This window comes from Streptomyces sp. NPDC026246 (genome assembly GCF_055567995.1).
Map to the genome: position 1 here is coordinate 296,794 of NZ_JBVHPJ010000001.1, position 18,896 is coordinate 315,689.

Annotated in this window: 16 protein-coding genes; 11 read left to right on the forward strand and 5 right to left on the reverse strand. The window is 73.2% G+C overall.

From position 1 onward, the window contains the following. The first annotated feature begins 127 nt into the window (after positions 1-127). The 4 genes from ACZ4M5_RS01280 to ACZ4M5_RS01295 all read left to right on the forward strand — a co-directional run bounded on the left by ACZ4M5_RS01280 (position 128) and on the right by ACZ4M5_RS01295 (position 5,163). Positions 128-970 (forward strand): nitrilase-related carbon-nitrogen hydrolase, encoded by an 843-nt coding sequence (locus tag ACZ4M5_RS01280; protein WP_467731810.1) that lies wholly within the window; start codon positions 128-130, stop codon positions 968-970. 95 nt (positions 971-1,065) lie between these two features. Next, complete coding sequence (gene hydA, locus ACZ4M5_RS01285) at positions 1,066-2,469, forward strand: dihydropyrimidinase (RefSeq protein WP_467731812.1); 1,404 nt, start codon at positions 1,066-1,068, stop codon at positions 2,467-2,469. 11 nt (positions 2,470-2,480) lie between these two features. After that, on the forward strand, positions 2,481-3,503 hold the full coding sequence (locus tag ACZ4M5_RS01290) for a TIGR03842 family LLM class F420-dependent oxidoreductase (protein WP_467731814.1): 1,023 nt from the start codon (positions 2,481-2,483) through the stop codon (positions 3,501-3,503). A 133-nt stretch (positions 3,504-3,636) separates the two neighbouring features. Continuing rightward, a complete protein-coding gene (locus ACZ4M5_RS01295) occupies positions 3,637-5,163 on the forward strand; it encodes an NCS1 family nucleobase:cation symporter-1 (protein WP_467731816.1) in 1,527 nt (508 codons plus the stop codon). Between the two features lie 27 nt (positions 5,164-5,190). Here the strand turns inward: ACZ4M5_RS01295 and ACZ4M5_RS01300 are convergent, their stop codons facing one another. Further along, a complete protein-coding gene (locus ACZ4M5_RS01300) occupies positions 5,191-5,859 on the reverse strand; it encodes a hypothetical protein (RefSeq protein ID WP_467731818.1) in 669 nt (222 codons plus the stop codon). A 352-nt stretch (positions 5,860-6,211) separates the two neighbouring features. Between ACZ4M5_RS01300 and ACZ4M5_RS01305 the strand changes: the two genes are divergently transcribed. From ACZ4M5_RS01305 to ACZ4M5_RS01320, 4 genes are all read left to right on the forward strand, one after another. Further along, the gene (locus tag ACZ4M5_RS01305) at positions 6,212-8,038 is read left to right on the forward strand and encodes a gamma-glutamyltransferase family protein (protein ID WP_467731820.1); all 1,827 of its coding nucleotides are present in this window, start codon (positions 6,212-6,214) and stop codon (positions 8,036-8,038) included. 86 nt (positions 8,039-8,124) lie between these two features. Next, positions 8,125-8,970 (forward strand): inositol monophosphatase family protein, encoded by an 846-nt coding sequence (locus tag ACZ4M5_RS01310; protein ID WP_467731822.1) that lies wholly within the window; start codon positions 8,125-8,127, stop codon positions 8,968-8,970. 327 nt (positions 8,971-9,297) lie between these two features. Then, complete coding sequence (locus tag ACZ4M5_RS01315; protein WP_467731824.1) at positions 9,298-10,707, forward strand: phytoene desaturase family protein; 1,410 nt, start codon at positions 9,298-9,300, stop codon at positions 10,705-10,707. After that, positions 10,704-11,213, forward strand: coding sequence for an O-acetyl-ADP-ribose deacetylase (locus ACZ4M5_RS01320; RefSeq protein ID WP_467731826.1), 510 nt, complete (start codon positions 10,704-10,706; stop codon positions 11,211-11,213). The genes ACZ4M5_RS01315 and ACZ4M5_RS01320 overlap by 4 nt, the downstream gene beginning before the upstream one ends. Positions 11,214-11,230: 17 nt before the next feature. On the opposite strand, the gene ACZ4M5_RS01325 is transcribed toward ACZ4M5_RS01320, so the two are convergent. From ACZ4M5_RS01325 to ACZ4M5_RS01335, 3 genes are all read right to left on the reverse strand, one after another. Next, a complete protein-coding gene (locus ACZ4M5_RS01325) occupies positions 11,231-12,064 on the reverse strand; it encodes a class II glutamine amidotransferase (protein WP_467731828.1) in 834 nt (277 codons plus the stop codon). 381 nt (positions 12,065-12,445) lie between these two features. Beyond that, positions 12,446-13,855, reverse strand: coding sequence for a DUF2252 domain-containing protein (locus tag ACZ4M5_RS01330; RefSeq protein ID WP_467731830.1), 1,410 nt, complete (start codon positions 13,853-13,855; stop codon positions 12,446-12,448). After that, complete coding sequence (locus tag ACZ4M5_RS01335; RefSeq protein WP_467731832.1) at positions 13,852-14,496, reverse strand: potassium channel family protein; 645 nt, start codon at positions 14,494-14,496, stop codon at positions 13,852-13,854. Before ACZ4M5_RS01335 ends, ACZ4M5_RS01330 begins: the two co-directional genes overlap by 4 nt. Positions 14,497-14,722: 226 nt before the next feature. Here ACZ4M5_RS01335 and ACZ4M5_RS01340 point away from each other — a divergent pair, with 226 nt between their 5' ends. The 3 genes from ACZ4M5_RS01340 (at position 14,723) to ACZ4M5_RS01350 (ending at position 16,488) form a co-directional block, all read left to right on the forward strand. After that, positions 14,723-15,451: an HdeD family acid-resistance protein gene (locus tag ACZ4M5_RS01340; RefSeq protein WP_467731834.1), complete on the forward strand. Its 729-nt coding sequence runs from the start codon at positions 14,723-14,725 to the stop codon at positions 15,449-15,451. Positions 15,452-15,569: 118 nt separating this feature from the next. Next, on the forward strand, positions 15,570-16,040 hold the full coding sequence (locus tag ACZ4M5_RS01345; RefSeq protein WP_467731836.1) for an SHOCT domain-containing protein: 471 nt from the start codon (positions 15,570-15,572) through the stop codon (positions 16,038-16,040). 31 nt (positions 16,041-16,071) lie between these two features. Continuing rightward, complete coding sequence (locus ACZ4M5_RS01350) at positions 16,072-16,488, forward strand: DUF7144 family membrane protein (RefSeq protein ID WP_467731838.1); 417 nt, start codon at positions 16,072-16,074, stop codon at positions 16,486-16,488. A 90-nt stretch (positions 16,489-16,578) separates the two neighbouring features. Here ACZ4M5_RS01350 and ACZ4M5_RS01355 read toward each other — a convergent pair whose 3' ends face one another. Continuing rightward, positions 16,579-18,624, reverse strand: coding sequence for a SpoIIE family protein phosphatase (locus tag ACZ4M5_RS01355; protein ID WP_467731840.1), 2,046 nt, complete (start codon positions 18,622-18,624; stop codon positions 16,579-16,581). Between the last annotated feature and the right edge of the window lie 272 nt (positions 18,625-18,896).

Sequence of the window (18,896 nt, forward strand, 5' to 3'; positions counted from 1 at the left end):
TGAAACATGGATCCACGAAGCAGTGACACGGTGACACGCCGGGCGCCCCGGGACGTGACACGGTGCAACTCAACGACGCGTTCCGGCCTCCCTAGGCTCACGGCACACCGAGCGACCGGAGGTCCCGATGAGCCGAGTGATCCGTGCCGCCGTCTTCCAGACCGCCTGGACGGGCGACAAGGAGTCCATGATCCGGGCCCACGAGCAGGCGGCCCGCGACGCCGCCGCGCAGGGCGCCCAAGTCCTCTGCTTCCAGGAGCTGTTCTACGGGCCGTACTTCTGCCAGGTGCAGGACCCGGCCTTCTACGAGTACGCCGAGCAGATCCCCGAGGGGCCGATCGTCCGCCGCTTCCAGGCCCTGGCGAAGGAACTCGGCCTCGTCCTGGTGCTGCCGATGTACGAGGAGGAGCAGCCCGGCGTCCTGTACAACACCGCCGCCGTGCTCGACGCGGACGGCTCCTACCTCGGCAAGTACCGCAAGACGCACATCCCGCAAGTGCGGGGATTCTGGGAGAAGTTCTACTTCCGGCCGGGCAACTCCGGCTGGCCCGTCTTCGACACGGCCGTCGGCCGGATCGGCGTCTACATCTGCTACGACCGCCACTTCCCGGAGGGCTGGCGCGCGTTGGGGCTCGCGGGCGCGGAGATCGTCTTCAACCCCTCGGCCACCTCCCGGGGCCTGTCCGGCTACCTCTGGCAGCTGGAGCAGCCGGCGGCCGCCGTCGCCAACGAGTACTTCGTCGGCGCGATCAACCGGGTCGGGGTCGAGGAGTACGGCGACAACGACTTCTACGGCACCTCGTACTTCGTGGACCCGGAAGCCCGGTTCGTCGGCGAGGTGGCCGGCGACAAGGAGCCCGAACTGGTCGTGCGGGACCTGGACATGGCCAAGCTCCGCGAGGTCCGCGACCGCTGGCAGTTCTACCGGGACCGCGCGCCCGGATCGTACGGTCCGCTGACGGCCCCCTAGGGGCGCGGGACCGTAGGCGACATGCGGCCACCGCCGCGCAGGCGCGAGCAACCACCCCCGACCGGCACGCATCCACTGCGAGGAGCGACCAAGACATGAGCAGCCGTACAGTCGTCCGCGGCGGCCTCGTCATCACCGCATCCGACGAGATCCACGCCGACGTCCTGATCGAGGACGGCCGCATCGCCGCCCTCGCCACCTCCCACACACCCGCCGCCGAAGCCTTCACGGCCGATCGCACCATCGACGCCACCGGAAAGTACGTCATCCCCGGCGGAGTCGACGCCCACACCCACATGGAGCTGCCCTTCGGCGGCACCTTCGCCTCCGACACCTTCGAGACCGGCACCCGCGCCGCCGCCTGGGGCGGCACCACGACGATCATCGACTTCGCCGTGCAGAGCGTCGGCCACAGCCTGCGCGAGGGCCTCGACACCTGGCACGCCAAGGCCGACGGCAACTGCGCGATCGACTACGGCTTCCACATGATCGTCTCCGACGTCAACGAGCACACGCTCAAGGAGATGGACCACCTGGTCGAGGAGGGCATCACCTCCTTCAAGCAGTTCATGGCCTACCCGGGCGTCTTCTACAGCGACGACGGCCAGATCCTGCGCGCCATGCAGCGCTCCGCCGACAACGGCGGCCTGATCATGATGCACGCCGAGAACGGCATCGCGATCGACGTCCTGGTGGAACAGGCCCTGGCCCGCGGCGAGACGGACCCGCGCTACCACGGCGAGGTGCGCAGGGCCCTGCTGGAGGCCGAGGCCACCCACCGGGCCATCCGGCTGGCCCAGGTCGCCGGCGCCCCGCTGTACGTCGTGCACGTCTCGGCGACGGAGGCGGTTGCCGAACTCGCCCGGGCCCGCGACGAGGGGCTGAACGTCTTCGGCGAGACCTGCCCCCAGTACCTGTTCCTGTCCACCGACAACCTTGCCGAGCCGGACTTCGAGGGCGCCAAGTACGTGTGCAGCACGCCCCTCAGGCCGAAGGAGCACCAGGCCGCCCTGTGGCGGGGGCTGCGCACGAACGACCTCCAGGTCGTCTCCACCGACCACTGCCCGTTCTGCTTCGCCGGCCAGAAGGAACTCGGCCGCGGCGACTTCTCCAAGATCCCCAACGGCCTGCCCGGTGTGGAGAACCGCATGGACCTCCTGCACCAGGCGGTCGTCGACGGGCACCTCTCGCGCCGCCGCTGGATCGAGATCGCCTGCGCCACCCCGGCCCGGATGTTCGGCCTGTACCCGAAGAAGGGCACCATCGCGCCGGGCGCCGACGCCGACGTGGTCGTCTACGACCCGCACGCCGAGCAGGTCATCTCCGCCGAGACGCACCACATGAACGTCGACTACTCGGCGTACGAGGGCAGGCGGGTCACCGGCCGGGTCGAGACGGTCCTCTCGCGCGGCGAACCCGTCATCACCGAGCGGGAGTACACCGGCCGTGCCGGGCACGGCGTGTTCACCCCGCGATCCACCTGTCAGTACCTCAACTAGGAGTGGTGCGGATGGACTTCGGACTCGTCCTGCAGGCCGACCCGCCGGCCTCACGGGTGATCAGCCTGATGAAGCGGGCGGAACGCAACGGCTTCTCGTACGGCTGGACCTTCGACTCCGCCGTGCTGTGGCAGGAGCCGTTCGTGATCTACAGCCAGATCCTCGCCAACACCACGAAGCTGAAGGTCGGCCCGATGGTGACCAACCCGGGCACCCGCACCTGGGAGGTCACCGCCTCCACCTTCGCCACGCTCAACGACATGTTCGGCAACCGCACCGTCTGCGGCATCGGCCGCGGCGACTCCGCCATGCGCGTCGCGGGCCGCAGACCCAACACCCTGGCCCGGATCAGCGAGGCCATGAAGGTCATCCGCGCCCTCGGCAGCGGACAGGAGGCGGACCTCGGCGGCGGCACCGTCGTCCGCTTCCCGTGGATCAAGGAGGGCGCCGAACTGCCGGTGTGGATGGCCGCGTACGGCCCCAAGGCCCTGAGAATGACCGGCGAGGAGGCCGACGGGTTCATCCTCCAGCTGGCCGACCTCTATCTCACCGAGTACATGGTCAAGGCCGTGAAGGACGCCGCCGTCGCGGCCGGGCGCGATCCCGCCGAGGTGACCGTCTGCGTGGCCGCGCCGGCGTACGTCACCGAGGACGACTCGCCCGAGGCACTCGCCCACGCCCGCGAGCAGTGCCGCTGGTTCGGCGGCATGGTCGGCAACCACGTCGCCGACCTCGTGTCCAAGTACGGCGAGCACTCCGCCGCCGTCCCCGACGAACTCACCGACTACATCGCGGCCCGCGAGGGCTACGACTACTCCCACCACGGACGCGCCGACAACCCGGACACCCGGTTCGTGCCCGACGAGATCGTCGACCGGTTCTGCCTGATCGGCCCGGTCGAGAAGCACATCGAGAAGCTGAACGCACTGCGCACGCTCGGCGTGGACCAGTTCGCCGTCTACGACATGCACGACGCGCAGGAGTCCGTGATCGACGTCTACGGATCACGGGTGATCCCGGCCGTCAACGGCTGAGCACCTCCGCCACCCCCTCGAACTCCCCCTTCCCGGCGGCTCGGGAAGGGGGCCCGGGCGCTCGGCGAGCGCACCCCCATGGGCACCACCCGCACGGCCTCTCCCGACCCACCTCCCCCGATTGGGCTGGCCCATGACCGACACCGCACCCACGGCCACACCACCGACCACCCAAGTCACCCTCGCCGACGGCCGGGTGGAGATCGCCCCGGGCGCCCCCGCGCCCGGCGGCCCCTACGCCAACGAGGACCTGCTGCCGGTCCCGGTCGAGAAGCGCACCTGGACCACGTACAACTTCTCCGCGCTGTGGGTCGGCATGGCCCACAACACGGCCTCCTGGACCCTGGCCTCCGGGCTCATCGCCGTCGGCATGGACTGGAAGCAGGCGGTGTTCACCATCGCCCTGGCCAACGTCATCGTGCTGATACCGATGCTGCTGACCGGGCACGCGGGGCCGAAGTACGGCATCCCCTTCCCGGTCTTCGCCCGGGCCTCCTTCGGTGTCCGCGGCGCCAACCTGCCCGCCGTGGTGCGGGCCCTGGTGGCCTGCGGCTGGTTCGGCATCCAGACCTGGATCGGCGGCGAGGCCATCTACTTCCTGGCCGGGAAACTGATCGGCAGCGGCTGGAGCGACGCGGCGAAGGTCGGCGGCTACGCCTGGACGATGTGGCTGTCGTTCGCGGTCTTCTGGGCGTTGCAGGTCGTCATCATCTACCGGGGCATGGAGACCATCCGCCGATTCGAGAACTGGGCGGCGCCCTTCGTGCTCGTCGGCGCGTTCGTGATGCTGTGGTGGATGAGCGGCAAGGCGGGCGGATTCGGCCCGCTGTTCGACCAGCCCTCGAAGCTCGGCTGGGGCGCCGACTTCTGGAAGCTGTTCGCCCCCGCCCTCATGGGCATGATCGGCTTCTGGTCCACGCTGTCGCTGAACATCCCCGACTTCACCCGCTACGGCAGGAGCCAGAAGGCGCAGACCCGGGGCCAGGCGCTCGGCCTGCCGACCACCATGACCCTGTTCGCGTTCCTGTCGGTGCTGGTCACCTCCGGCTCCCAGGCCGTCTACGGCGAGGCCATCTGGGACCCGGTACAGCTCGCGGCAAAGACCGACAGCACCGTCGGTTTGCTCTTCGCGCTGGTCACCGTCCTGGTGGCGACGCTGTCCGTCAACGTGGCGGCCAACCTGGTCTCCCCGGCGTTCGACTTCTCCAACCTCGCGCCCCGCAGGATCAGTTTCCGGGCCGGAGCCCTCGCCACCTGCGTCCTCGGCGTGCTGATCTTCCCCTGGAAGCTGTACTCCGACCCACAGGGCTACATCTTCACCTGGCTCGGCCTGGTGGGGGGCCTGCTCGGCACCGTCGCCGGCATCCTCGTCGCCGACTACTGGATCCTGCGCCGCTCCCGGCTCGACCTGGCCGACCTGTACCGCGCGGGCGGCCGCTACTGGTACGCCGGCGGCTGGAACTGGCGGGCCGTCGTCGCCTTCGCGGTCGGCGGCGTCCTCGCCGTGGGCGGCGCGAGCTTCGAACCGCTGACCGACGGCCGGGCCATCCCTGCGCTGGCCGAGCTGGCCGACTACGGCTGGGCCGTGGGCCTGGGCACGTCGATGGTCCTGTACCTGGCGCTGATGGCCCTGCGGGGCCGGGACCGCGCCCCCGCCTGACGCGGACCGGTGCTGGAGGGCGGCGGATCAGCCCTTGCGGCTCTCCAGCGCGGCCACCGCCTCCTTCGCGGCCTTGATGGCGCCCTTGTTGATCGTGTCCGTGTCGGGCGCCTTCTTCGACTCGAAGTCGCTGCCGTTGTAGGTGACCGTCACCAGCGCGTTGGAGGCGCGGGCGACGACGACGCCCTCACGGGTCTGCTGCTTGTCCTGGGTGGTGAGGTTGACGACGGAGTAGGCCCCGTCACCCAGACCGGGAACGTCCCCGCCGCCGCTGCGCTTGGCGGTGGCCGACCGGTAGGACGCGGCCGCCGCCTCGTCCGACGCCAGGATCTCGAAGGAGACGTCGAGCCAGCGGTAGTCGTAGCCCTTGAGCGCGTTCCAGGAACAGGTGCGGCGCACCTGCGCGTCCGTGGACGGTATCTCCTTGCCGGCCGCCTTCGCGCCCGGCACCAGCGACGAGACCGTCTTCTTCGCGACGCTGTCACAGGGGGCGGGAGCGGCCGTGTACGTCCTCGACTCCGCCGACGTCGACGGGGCGGAGGCGGTCTGCGTCCGGGTCGTGTCCTCGGCAGGTTTGTGCGCGGCGGCGGGCGGGGCGGCGAGCGGCCCGGAGGTCAGCGCCCAGCCCGCCGCGGCGAGCACGACGACCGGCGACAGGCGTGCCGTCAGGGTCAGAGGCAGGGGGAGGGAAGGCACGACGCACGGCGCCCTTCTCTTGGGGGACGGACGGTGCGGAAGGGGTCCGCACGGCGGACGGGGACGCCAGTGTCACACGAGTGCCCGGGGCGTGGAAGGGGCGACCGGACACCCGGGCCGGACCACCACGGTTCGCACCGGCCCGGTCGCGCTGCGCAGCCCGGAAAGGGCTCCTTCGCCCACCTTCCGCGCATATCCGGACTTACCCCAACTGCGAGTCGTTGGCGGTGACATCGGCGCCGAAGGGGGCACCGCATCGGGCGTCGTCCCGCGCGGCGCCGCGAGGTTTGCGCCGCGGCGCGAGCGGGGCAGGGGAGCGGTGGCCCACGACGACGAGAGGTACCGCAGCCCTATGTTCACGTCCCGCCCCACCCTCCAGGGCACCTTCGGCATGGTGGCCTCCACGCACTGGCTCGCCTCGCAGTCGGCGATGGCCGTGCTGGAGGACGGCGGCAACGCCTACGACGCGGCCGTGGCCGGCGCGTTCGTCCTGCACGTCGTCGAGCCGCACCTCAACGGCCCGGCCGGCGAGGTGCCGATCCTGCTCGCCCCGGCCGGCGGGGAGGTGCGCGTGCTGTGCGGCCAGGGCGTCGCCCCGGCCGGAGCCACCGTCGCCCACTACCGGGGGCTCGGGCTGGACCTGGTACCCGGCACCGGGCCCCTGGCCGCAGCCGTACCGGGCGCCTTCGACGCCTGGATGCTGCTGCTGCGCGACCACGGCACCAAACCCCTCGACGCGGTGCTGAAGTACGCCATCGGCTACGCCGAGCACGGCCACGCGCCCGTGGAACGCGTGGGCGAGACCGTCGAGACCGTCCGCGAGCTCTTCGAGACGGAGTGGACCTCGTCCGCCGACGTCTACCTGCCCGGCGGGAAGGCCCCGCGCCCCGGCGAGCTCTTCCGCAATCCCGCCCTCGCCGCCACCTGGAGGCGGCTGCTCGCCGAGACCGCCGGAGCCGGCGGCCGCGAGGCGCGCATCGAGGCCGCGCGGGAGGTGTGGCGCACGGGCTTCGTCGCCGACGCCCTGGTCCGGCAGGCCGCCCGCCCCACGCTGGACACCAGCGGCGAACGCCACACCGGCACCCTCACCGCCGCCGACCTCGCCGGCTGGTCCGCGTCCTACGAGAGCCCCGTGACATACGACTGGAACGGCTGGACCGTGTGCAAGCCCGGCCCCTGGAGCCAGGGCCCGGTCCTGCTCCAGCAACTCGCCCTGCTCCCGCCCGCACTGCCTCCGTACGGCTCGGCCGACTACGTCCACCTGCTGATCGAGAACTGCAAGCTGGCCATGGCCGACCGCGAGGCCTGGTACGGGGACGCCGCCGACGTGCCGCTCGGCGACCTGCTGTCCGACGCGTACAACGCGGCCCGCCGCACCCTGGCCGGCGAACGGGCCGACCACGATCTGCGGCCCGGCAGCCCCGGCGGCCGCGCCCCGCGTCTGTGCGCCCACGCGCGCGTGGCCGCCGCCGCGCAGGAGGGCTACCACGCCCTCGGCGTCGGCGAACCGACCGTCGCCAAGAGCCCGGCGTCGCCCGTGCCGGGCGAGCCGGAGATCCTCGCGGACGGCACCACCCGGGGGGACACCTGCCACCTCGACGTCGTCGACCGCTGGGGCAACATGGTCTCGGCCACGCCCAGCGGCGGATGGCTCCAGTCCAACCCGGTCGTGCCCGAACTGGGCTTCCCGCTCGGCACCCGGCTGCAGATGACCTGGCTGGAGGAGGGCCTGCCCAACTCCCTCACCCCCGGCCGCCGCCCCCGCACCACACTGACCCCGTCCCTCGCCCTGCGCGACGGCGTGCCCGTCATGGCGTTCGGCACGCCCGGCGGGGACCAGCAGGATCAGTGGCAGCTGCACTTCTTCCTCGCGGTCGCCCTGCGCGCGCCCGTGCGCGGCGGCCTCGACCTCCAGGGCGCCATCGACGCCCCGAACTGGCACAACGACAGCTTCCCCGGCTCGTTCTTCCCGCGCGGCATGCGCCCGGGCAGCGTCACCGTGGAGTCGCGGACCGACCCGGCCGTCGTCGCGGAACTGAGACGCCGCGGCCACGAGGTGACCGTCGGCGGTCCCTGGTCCGAGGGCCGGCTGTGCGCCGTCGCACGCGACCCCGGGACGGGCGTGCTGTCCGCGGCCGCCAACCCGCGCGGCATGCAGGGATACGCCGTGGGCCGCTGACCTGCGGCACGCGCTGTTCCTCGCGATTCCACCCCGAGTGCACCGGGCGGGTGGGGATTGTCAGTGCCGCGTGTTGTGATGGGGGAGTGATCGACAGCACCGAAACCATCGAAGAGTTTCTCGCACAGCACGCGTCCGACGTGGAGGAGGCCGTGCGGAAGGCGGCCGCCGACGAGATCATGCCGCGCTGGCGCCGCCTCGCCGCGCACGAGATCGACCAGAAGAACGGCCCGCACGACCTGGTCACCGACGCCGACCGCAGGGCCGAGCTGTACCTGACCGACGTGCTGGCCGCCCTGCTCCCCGGCTCGGTCGTGGTCGGCGAGGAGGCGGTCCACGCCAACCCCGCGTCCTACGAGGCGATCCGCGGCGACGCCCCGGTCTGGATCGTCGACCCGGTCGACGGGACACGGCAGTTCGTGCACGGCGACACCGGCTTCTGCACGCTGGTGGCGCTGGCGCTCGGCGGCACCCTGCTCGCCTCCTGGACCTACGCCCCCGCCCGTGACCTGCTCGCCACCGCCGTCCGCGGCCGGGGCGCCCGGCTCGACGGGGAGCGCCTGTTCGCCGGGCCCCCCGAGCCGGGCCGGGACCTGGCCGTGGCCACCTCCCACCCCGACTACACGACGGACGAGCAGAAGCAGGCCCTGCTCGCCCTGCGCACCGACGGGGTGGCGCCGCGCCCGTGCGGCTCGGCGGGCCTGGAGTACCTCGCCGTCGCCCGCGGCGAACTCGACGCCGTGGCGTTCAGCTGGGAGGCCGCCTGGGACCACGCGGCCGGGCTGCTGCTCGTCGAGGAGGCGGGCGGCGTCCATCTGACCCGTGACGGCGAGCCGTTCCGCATCACGGGCGGCAACACCCTGCCGTTCACGGCGGCCCGGGACGCGGCCACGGCCCGCCGGGTGGTCGAGCTGCTGTCCGGCGGCGGGTGAGCGCGGCGGCCGCCCCGCCCGCGCCTTCGCCGATCGGCGCGCCGGGGGCGCCGCGCCGTCCGGCGCGCGTCCGGCCCGGCCGCCGGAGCGTGTGTCACGCGACGGCACCTGCCGCAGGAGGCCCGCCGTCCGGCGCGGGGCGGACGGGACCGGCAGCCGTCGCGGTCCGCGCGCACCCGATCACGCCTTGTGCGCGTGCGCCGGTTCCGGCCGTCGCGGGCCGTGTTTCCCGCCGGAAGATCCCCCGCCGCCGGTGACCGTCCGTCCCCGGGCCTATCCTGATCCCCAGTGGCCGTCGGCTGACGAAGGGGTCCCAAGGTGCCGTCGATGCTCGATGCCGTCGTGGTGGGTGCGGGACCGAACGGACTGACCGCAGCCGTCGAACTGGCCCGCCGCGGCTTCGCCGTCGCCGTCTTCGAGGCCCGCTCCACCGTGGGCGGCGGCTCCCGCACCGAGGAGCTCACCCTCCCCGGCTTCCGGCACGACCCGTGTGCCGCCGCGCACCCCCTCGCCGTCAACTCCCCGGCGTTCCGCGCCCTGCCCCTGGAGCGTCACGGCCTGGAGTGGCTGCACGCCGAGCTGCCGATGGCGCATCCCTTCCCGGACGGCACGGCGGCCGTCCTCGCACGGTCGGTGGGACGGACGGCCGCGTCCTTCGGGTCGCGCGACGCCGGGGCGTACCGCAGGCTGGTGGAGCCGTTCCTGCCCAAGTGGGACACGCTCGCCCGGGACTTCATGTCCCTGCCGTTGACCGCGCTGCCCCGCGACCCGGTCACCCTCGCCCGCTTCGGCCTCGCGGGACTGCCCCCGTCGACCCTGCTGATGCGCCGCTTCCGCGACGAACCGGCCAGAGCGCTCTTCGCCGGGCTCGTCGCCCATGTCATGGCCCCCCTGGGCGGATTCGCCACCAGCGCCGTCGGCCTGGTCTTCGCGCTGGCCGCGCACGCCCGCGGCTGGCCGGTCGCCCGCGGCGGTTCCCAGGCGCTCTCCGACGCCCTGGCCGGTCACCTGAGGGAGCTCGGCGGCAGCGTCCACACCGACTACGAGGTCAAGCGGCTCGACGACCTGCCCCCGGCCCGGGCGTACGTCTTCGACACCTCGCCCACGGCCCTGGCCCGCATCGCCGGCTTCGGCGACCACTACGCCGGTTACCGGTACGGACCCGGCGTGTTCAAGATCGACTACGCGCTCGACGGCCCGGTGCCGTGGACCGCGAAGGAGGCCCGGGTCGCCGGCACCGTGCAGATCGGCGCGAGCAGCGCCGAGATCGGCGCGGCCCTGCGCGCCGCGTCCCGCCAGGGCCGTGCCCCCGACGCGCCGTTCCTGATCACCGTGCAGCCGAGCGTCGCCGACCCGAGCCGGGCCCCCGCGGGCAAGCACGTGTTCTGGGCGTACGGCCACGTCCCGAACGGCTGGAGGGGTGACCTCACCGACGCCGTCGAACGTCAACTGGAGCGTTTCGCCCCGGGGTTCCGCGACCGGGTGCTGGCCCGGGCCACCGCCGGACCGCCCGAACTCGCCGCCCGCAACGCCAACTACGTCGGCGGGGACATCGCCACCGGAGCGGCCTCGGGCCTGCAGCTGCTGCTGCGCCCGAAGCTCACGGCGTTCCCGTACCACACCCCCCATCCGGCTGTGTTCATCTGCTCCTCGGCGACCCCGCCGGGGCCCGGTGTGCACGGCATGTCGGGGCACAACGCGGCGAAGGCCGTGTGGAAACGACTGCGGCAGACATGACCACCATCGCCCTGGTCCAGGGAGACATCACCCGCCGGCACGTCGACGCCGTCGTCAACGCGGCCAACTCCTCACTGCTGGGCGGAGGAGGGGTCGACGGCGCGATCCACCGCCGCGGCGGCCCGGCGATCCTGGAGGACTGCCGCAGGCTGCGCGCCTCGACGTACGGCAGGGGCCTGGCCACGGGGCAGGCCGTCGCCACCACCGCCGGCGCCCTGGACGCCCGCTGGGTCATCCACACCGTCGGACCCGTCTTCGACGCGGCCGAGGACCGCTCCGCACTGCTCGCCTCCTGCTACCGCGAGTCCCTGCGCGTCGCCGACGAACTCGGCGCCCGCAGCGTGGCCTTCCCGGCCATCTCCACCGGGATCTACGGCTGGCCGATGGACGACGGCGCCCGCATCGCGGTCGAGACCGTGCGGGCCGCCGACACGGCCGTCGAGCAGGTCGAGTTCGTGCTCTTCGACGAGCGGGCCTACGCGGTGTTCGCCGCGCGGCTGGGCTGACACCCCGCCGGACCGGCTCACACGGGCTCCGGCTCGAAGTGCCGCAGTGTGTGATGGCCGGGCTGGACGACGCCGTAGCTGTTCTCCGGCACGGCGTTCCACACGCCCGGCAGGTCGCCCAGCGGCTCCGAGACGACCAGCCGCGTCTCGTCGGAGATGTGGCGCAGGAACGCCAGATCGGGGTGCAGGGCCCGGATGTCCTCCACCCGGCTGCTGTAGTACAGCGAGCGGGAGTCGCCGCTGCTGGAGTAGCGGAAGTACCAGATGCGTTCCCCGTCGGTGACCGCGATGGTCATCTGCAGCGGCTCCGGCACGCCGTGCTCATCCCCGAGCCGCTCGACGAGCCCGGTCATCCGGGCCACCGCGCCCGGTGGATCACGGTCGAGGCCCAGCGTGAGGGCCAGGTGGAACATGACCTCGGAGTCCGTCGTGCCCTCCAGCGACGGGAACAGGGCCGGGTCGACGCTCATCATGAGGTCCCGGCGCAGCTCGGAGAAGCCGGTGATCGCGCCGTTGTGCATCCACATCCAGCGCCCGTGGCGGAAGGGGTGGCAGTTGGTCTGCTGCACCGCGGTTCCCGTGGAGGCGCGGACGTGGGCGAAGAACAGCGAGGAGCGGACGTGGTCGGAGATCTCCCGCAGGTTGCGGTTGCTCCAGGCCGGTCCCGTGTCGCGGATGACGGCAGGCGTGCGCAGGTGCGAGGCGTACCAGCCGACGCCGAAGCCGTCGCCGTTGGTGGTCTCCACCCCCATCCGGGCGTGCAGGCTCTGGTCGATCAGCGAGTGCTCCGGCCGGTACAGGACGTCGTCGAGCAGCACGGGAGTGCCGGAGTAGGCGAGCCAGCGGCACATGGTCGGTACCCCCGTTCCGAGCCGCCCGGGGGTCCCGGTGCTGCGGCTCCTCGGCTGCGGATGGCGACGGTGGCGCGCCGGGTCGAGAGCGCGTGGCCCCAGCCAACCCGGCCCCGTGCACGGCCGCATCGCCCGTGACGGGTGGTTGTGCGGGCGGCCGGGCCCGGGCGGGTCCGCCCGTGGGTGCGCCGCCGCCCGGGGCCCGGCCGCACCACCGCACCGTCCGGCACCGAGGGCCCGCGGCCCTCTCCACGGGCCGCCCCCGGATCTCCTGGTGGAGGACCTGAGCGCACGGGTACGGGACGTGCTGTTCGCCGCCGAGCTCCACGGCCGGGTGGGGCGACGGCCGAAGGACCGGGCGGCGCGCCGCCGCCCGGGCGGTCAGAGCGCCGCCGTGCGGATGCGGCCGGAGCGGGCCGCGGCGCCGAGTGCCTCGAAGTCCCGCTCGTTGCGGTCGGCGTAGGCCTGCGCGAACGCCGTCAGGGCGCGGTCGAAACGGTCGCTCCCCCCGAGGTACGCGGCGATGGCCACGGGGTCGCCCGAGCGGGCGTGGGCCCGGGCCAGGCTCGCCCCGCACAGCCGCGCGAACAGCCGCAGCAGACCGGGGTCCATGGTCTCCGGCCGCGCGATGCCCTTCCAGTCGCGCAGCTGCCGTACGTAGAAGTCCCGCTCCCGACCGTCGAGTCCGACGGCGTGCGTCCAGCCGAGCAGGATGTCGCTGGTGGTCTGGATCAGCCGCTGCCCGGCCACCACCCGCCGGCCCTCGTTGTCGTAGCGGACGCCGCCGGTGTGGGCGGCCAGCACCGACTCCTGTGCCTCCTTGGCCTGGAGCAGCAGCGGATCGTCGTCGTCCCGGCCGAGCAGCAGGACGATCCAGCAGCGCGTGCCGACACTGCCGACCCCCACCACCTTGCGCGCGATGTCCACCATCCGGTAGCGGCGCAGCAGATGCCGCCGCTCCGACGACAGGGTGCGGACGTAGCCCTCCAGGACCGCGCGCAGCTCCTCCTCCTGCTCGTGCGGCGAGGACCCGCCGACGAGGTCCCGCAACGGTGTGATCAGCGGCGGGTCGGAGGCGATGACCCGCCCCTCGGGGGTGGCTGCGGTCAGCTTCGCGAAGGCCTGCAGGTGGGTGCGGGTCCGGGCCTTCGCCGCCGCCTCGGCGGTGCGGCGCCGGGCCCGCCGGGTCATCGACGCGGCCATCAGCTCCCGCACGTGGTCGGCGTCGTCCTGCGCGTACCAGACGTCCAGGTTGCGCATGCCGGCGAACTCCCGCATCCGCGCACGGTAGGCGGCCACGCACGTCGCCACCACGCCGTCCTGCTCCTTCGTCCGGAAGCCGTTCGCCCGGCCCGCGATGGCGAAACTCGTCGCGAGCCGTTTGACGTCCCATTCGAAGGGTCCGCCCAGCGTCTCGTCGAAGTCGTTGATGTCGAAGACCAGACGACGCTCCGGCGACGCCAGCAGCCGGAAGTTCAGCAGATGGGCGTCCCCGCACAGCTGCACGCGCAGTCCGGTGTCCGGGGCCGCGCCGAGGTCGGCGGCCATGACGGCCGCGGCGCCCCGGTAGAAGCGGAAGGGCGACTCGAGCATGCGCCCGTAGCGGATCGGCACCAGCTCCGGCACGCGCGTGGCCGACTGGCGCTCCACCACCTCCACCGGGTCGAACCGTCCGGGCCCGGGCTCGAACCGGCCGTGCGAGGACCGCGGCCGGCGGCGCCGCGCGGCGCGTCCCTCGGCGGCCCGCTCGGCCGGTGTCGCGAAGGAGGCGGACGGGCTCGGTACGGTCACGGTTCTGCCCTCCGGTCGCGGGAGAAGTCGTCCGCCGGTTCCCGGCCCTGCCGGCGCAGCGACGCCTGCACGGCACCGGCGAGGATTTTCGCGGCCACGCCCACCAGCAGCAGCCCGCCCACCATCTGCAGCATGGTCAGGACCCGCCCGGCCTGGGAGCGGGCGACGATGTCGCCGTAGCCGACGGTGGCGAACGTGGTGAGCGTGAAGTACAGGGAGTCCGTCTTGGTCAGCGGCTCGCTGAACGAGCCCGGCGTGGAGTGCTCCAGCAGGAAGTAGGCCCCCGCGAAGAGCAGGAGGAACAGCGCCAGCGTCGTGCCCAGGGCCTCGATGGCCTTCAGCCGCGGGTAGGGCGACTCCAGGATGGCCCGCACCTCCCACCAGAACACCAGCACCACCAGCAGCAGCCCGCACGCGAGCAGCGCCGAGGCGCCGGGGGAGCTGCGCCCGTCCAGGGGCAGCACGTAGTAGACCGTGACGAGTCCGGCGGCGATGAGGACGGCCCGCGTGAGGGCGGCGGCCGAAGCGCGCCGCCGGGGCCCCGGGCGCCGGGGCTCCTCGTCCGGCCCGGGCCGGGTGGCCCCGGCCCCCTTCGCCGTGCCGCCCCGGGGCCCGGACCGGTGAAGCGCCGAATCCGCCATCTCGTCCCTTCCGGTCGTGCCGTCCGGTGGCGCCGCGTGGCTGCGCCCTCCGTCCGGTGGATGCGCGGGCGCGCACCCGGAGGCGCACGCTTCCAGCCCACCTCGATCGTCCCGGCAGGGGATCACCCGCCGCGGGTGACCCGGTGCCCGGCGGCCCGCGCGAGGTTGGGTGCAGGGGCCGGCGCCGTCCGCCGGACGGCCCGTGTGCGTCCGCCGAGGAGGAGCCATGACCACGTCGTCGCCAGGCCCGGTAACCGGCTCGGAAGCGGCCTCCGGGCCTCAAGCCTCCGGGCCGGAACCGCCCGGTCCGGGAGCTCCCGGGCCGGAAGCCTCTGGGCGGGGTCCCGGACCCGGGCCCGCCCGTCCGGCCGATCCCGCCGACCTGCTCGCGGTGCTCGGGCGTTCCTGGACCTGGATCCTCGCCTCCGCGGTCGCCACCCTGGTCCCGGGAATCCTGCTCCTGGTCTGGCCCGAGGCGACGCTGCACGTCGTCGCGGTCCTGGTCGGGCTGTACCTGCTGGCGGCCGGGGTGTTCCGGTTCGTGGAGATCTTCGCCCGGCAGGAGCACGGCCACCGCGTGGCCGGCCTGCTGCTGGCCGTGCTGTACGTCCTGGCCGGCGTGCTGTGCCTGCGCAACCCGCTGCAGACCATCACCGCCCTCTCGCTGATCGTCGGGCTGATGTGGCTGGTGTCGGGGATGCTCACGCTGTACACCGCCCTCGCCGCCCGGGACCTGCCCCACCGGGGCTTCCTCCTGGGTGCCGCCGTGCTCGCCGTGATCGCGGGGGTGGTCGTGCTGGCGCTGCCCGCGGAGTCGGCCAGGGCGCTGACCCGGCTGCTCGGGCTGTGGCTGGTGCTGCTCGGGCTGGCGGAGGCGGGGCTCGCCCTCGCCTGGCGGGCGGCGCTGCGCCGAGCCGCGGCGGCCGTGCCGGGCGGCCCGGCCACGGGCGGCTGAGACCCCGCACACCGGCCGCACGATCACCCTCCCCGGGTGAGGCGGCCCGGGCCGCGGCGCGCGGACCCTGGTACGGACGGGAACCGCTCTACGGCGGCACCCGGGACGGAGGAGCGACATGAACGCGCAGACCTACCTGGCGTACGACTTCCCACTGCTCAGTGCCTTCTGGACGATCCTGTGGGTCTTCCTGTGGATCATGTGGTTCGTGCTGCTCTTCCGGGTGGTGTTCGACATCTTCCGGGACGACGACCTGAGCGGCGGGGCGAAGGCCGGCTGGCTGGCGTTCTGCATCCTCCTGCCGTTCCTGGGCGTGTTCGTCTACGTCATCGCCCGCGGCAAGGGCATGGGCCACCGGGAGACGGCCCGGGCCCGCGCGCAGCAGCAGGCCCTGGACACCTACATCCGGGAGACCGCCAAGGGCGAAGGGGAGCGGCGCAGCAGCGTCGACGAGCTCGCCCGGCTGTCCGAGATCCGCGCGCGCGGCGACATCACCGACGAGGAGTTCGACCGGGCCAAGGAGCTGGTGCTGAGCGGCTCCGGGCCGTCGGGGGCCTCGGCCTCCGCCACCCACCCCTCCGGCCGCTGAGCGCGCCGGACCCAGCAAACGAGGAGTCAGGATGACCGCCACACACCCCACGCACGCGCCGTCGCGTGCGAAGCGAGGCGCTGCCGCCGGCCTGACGGTCTTCGCGGCCGTGATGCTGATGATCGCCGGGATCCTGGGCATCATGCGTGGCATCGCGGCGATCGCCGAGGACGAGGTGTTCGTGTCGACCCCCAACTACGTGTTCGCGTTCGACCTCACCGGCTGGGGCTGGATCCACCTGATCCTGGGCGTGGTCGCCGTGCTGGTCAGCCTGGGGCTCTTCCAGGCCTCGACCTGGGCATGCGTGGTCGGTGTCGGCATCGCCGCGCTCGTCATCATCGCCAACTTCGTCTCCCTGCCGTCCTACCCGGTGTGGTCCGTGGTGATGATCGCGATCTCGGCGTTCGTCATCTGGGCCCTGTGCACCACCAAGAAGAGCGACTTCTGACAGCCGGGTGGTGAACCGGGCGGGCGCGCGGGCCGGGACGGCCCGCGCGTTCCTGTCCGCGGGTGCGTGCGCGCCGGCGCGGCCGGCGTGTCAGACGCGCCTGCGCACCAGAAGCAGTGCCACGTCGTCGTCGGGCTCCGGGCTCAGCGCGCCGAGCAGGCCGTCGCTGGTGCGCTGGAGGCTGGGCCCCGTGCCGCTCAGCGCACGCGTCAGCGTGCCGAGGCCGGTGTCGATCGGCTCCCCGCGCTTCTCGACCAGTCCGTCGGTGTACAGGGCGAGCAGCGAGCCCGGCGCCAGCTCCACCTCCAGGGTGCCGAAGTCCACGCCGCCCACCCCGAGCGGCACACCCCCGGGGACGTCGAGCAGCTCCGCACGGCCGTCCGCCCGGGCCAGCACCGGTGGCAGGTGCCCGGCGCTGGACAGCTCGCACACCCCGCGCTCCAGGTCGCACACGGCGTACACGCACGTGGCGATCGCGTCGCCGAGCGAGCCGGCGATGTCGTCGAGGTGGCGCAGCAGCTCGGCGGGCGGCAGGTCCAGGCGGGCCAGCGCCCGCGTCGCGGTGCTCAGCTGGCCCATGATCGCGGCGGCCTGCACGCCCTTGCCCATGACGTCGCCGACGACCAGACCGGTGCGCCCGGGTCCCAGCGGCAGGACGTCGTACCAGTCGCCGCCGACCTCGCTGAGGGCCGGGCGGTAGCGGGCCGCGATGTCGAGGCCCTCGCGCTGCGCGGGCGTGCTCGGCAGCAGGCTGCGCTGCAGGGTCAGGGCGGTGCCGCGCTCCCTGCCGTAGAGGCGGGCGTTGTCGATGCAGATGGCGGCGCGGGCCGCCAGTTCGGAGGCGAGCACCTGGTCGCGCTCGTCGAAGGGGCGCTCGTTGACCGTGCGGTACAGCGAGAGCGTGCCGAGCACCTTGCCCCGGGCGACGAGCGGCAGCGCCAGATAGGTGTGGGCCCCGGCCTCGCGCAGGGCACGTGCCGCCCCGGCGTCGCGGGCGAGACGGCCGAGCATCCGGTCGTCCACGTGCTCGACCAGGACCGGCCGGGCACTGCGCACGCACTGGGTGATGACCCGGGAGGCGCCGTAGGTGGCCAGCTCACCGACCGGGTCGGCGGCGTGGATGGCGTCGGTCGGGTAGCCGGCGGCCACGGCCAGCGCCCGGAACTCGGCGGGCGCGCCGCCCGTCACGGGGGTGATGGTGCCGTGGGAGACGACCGACTCCAGGACGTCCACGGCCGCGAGGTCCGCCAGCTGCGGCACGACGACTCCGGCCAGCTCCCGGGCGGTCTGCTGCAGGTCGAGCGTGGTGCCGATCTTCACGCCCGCGTCGGCGACGACCGACAGGTGCTGGCGCGCCTGGGCCACCTCCGCGGCGGCCTGCTGCCGCTCGGTCACGTCCAGCACGGCCATCGCCAGCCCGAGCACCCGGCCGTCGGTGTCCTCGATGCGGTGGTACGACTCCGAGTAGGCCCGGTCCTCGGTGTCCGCCGCGGTACGGCCGACGGTCTGCTGGTCGATCAGGGGCCGGCCGGTCTCCAGGACGTGCCGCATCCGCCCCTCGATGGCCTCCACGTCCAGACCGGGCAGCACCTCGCGGATCCGGCGGCCCAGCACGGCCTCCTCGGGCAGGCCGTTGATCCGCTCCAGGGCGGGATTGACGCCGACCCAGCGCAGGTCGTCGTCGAAGACGGCGATGCCGAGAGGCGTCTGGTTGACGAGGCTGTGCGAGAGCGCCAGGTCCCGCTCCACCTGCCGTACGGTCGAGGCGTCCGTGGCCAGACCCAGCAGGTGGGGACGCCCCTCGCTGTCGAGGAGGCGCATCGTACGGAACTCCACGGCGCGTTCCGTGCCGTCGCGGTGCCGCAGCGGGAAGACACCGGCCCAGCGGTCACCGGAGCTGACCTGGGCGAACAGCTTCCTGCCGCGGGCCCGGTCGGCCGGGGCGACCAGGAGGGTGTCCGCGCGCTGCCGCAGGGCCTCGGCCGCGGTCCAGCCGAGCAGCTGCTCGATCTCGGGACTCCACAAGGCGATGTAGCCGTCGCCGTCCAGCACCACGGCCGCGACCTTCAGCAGGTCCAGCAGCCCGCCGGGCGCGGCCGTGACGGCACCGCGATCCGAGGGCGCATACCCGTTCATGCGAGCCGCTCCTTCCGGCGCGGCAAAAGGTCCGGCCAAAGATCCGTTGCACAGGCTGTCCGATGAGGTCACATTACGTTCGCGGCGGTGACACTGTCGCGCTGAAATGACAAATTGCCGACGCCTCGCGCGGGAGCTCACGGGTGTCATGCCGGCAGATCAGGCCCCCCCCTGGCGCGGGCCCCCGGCGCGCCCCCTCGGCCGGTGGCATGGCGGCCGCGGACCGGAACCACCAGGACCGCACAGAGTCCGACGGGGTCATTGCTTCGTTT

Coding starts and splice junctions, on each gene's coding strand:
- ACZ4M5_RS01280 (WP_467731810.1), top strand. CDS start 128: ATGAGCCGAGTGATCCGTGCCGCCGTCTTCCAGACCGCCTGGACGGGC.
- hydA (WP_467731812.1), top strand. CDS start 1,066: ATGAGCAGCCGTACAGTCGTCCGCGGCGGCCTCGTCATCACCGCATCC.
- ACZ4M5_RS01290 (WP_467731814.1), top strand. CDS start 2,481: ATGGACTTCGGACTCGTCCTGCAGGCCGACCCGCCGGCCTCACGGGTG.
- ACZ4M5_RS01295 (WP_467731816.1), top strand. CDS start 3,637: ATGACCGACACCGCACCCACGGCCACACCACCGACCACCCAAGTCACC.
- ACZ4M5_RS01305 (WP_467731820.1), top strand. CDS start 6,212: ATGTTCACGTCCCGCCCCACCCTCCAGGGCACCTTCGGCATGGTGGCC.
- ACZ4M5_RS01315 (WP_467731824.1), top strand. CDS start 9,298: ATGCTCGATGCCGTCGTGGTGGGTGCGGGACCGAACGGACTGACCGCA.
- ACZ4M5_RS01320 (WP_467731826.1), top strand. CDS start 10,704: ATGACCACCATCGCCCTGGTCCAGGGAGACATCACCCGCCGGCACGTC.
- ACZ4M5_RS01325 (WP_467731828.1), bottom strand. CDS start 12,064: ATGTGCCGCTGGCTCGCCTACTCCGGCACTCCCGTGCTGCTCGACGAC.
- ACZ4M5_RS01335 (WP_467731832.1), bottom strand. CDS start 14,496: ATGGCGGATTCGGCGCTTCACCGGTCCGGGCCCCGGGGCGGCACGGCG.
- ACZ4M5_RS01340 (WP_467731834.1), top strand. CDS start 14,723: ATGACCACGTCGTCGCCAGGCCCGGTAACCGGCTCGGAAGCGGCCTCC.
- ACZ4M5_RS01345 (WP_467731836.1), top strand. CDS start 15,570: ATGAACGCGCAGACCTACCTGGCGTACGACTTCCCACTGCTCAGTGCC.
- ACZ4M5_RS01350 (WP_467731838.1), top strand. CDS start 16,072: ATGACCGCCACACACCCCACGCACGCGCCGTCGCGTGCGAAGCGAGGC.
- ACZ4M5_RS01355 (WP_467731840.1), bottom strand. CDS start 18,624: ATGAACGGGTATGCGCCCTCGGATCGCGGTGCCGTCACGGCCGCGCCC.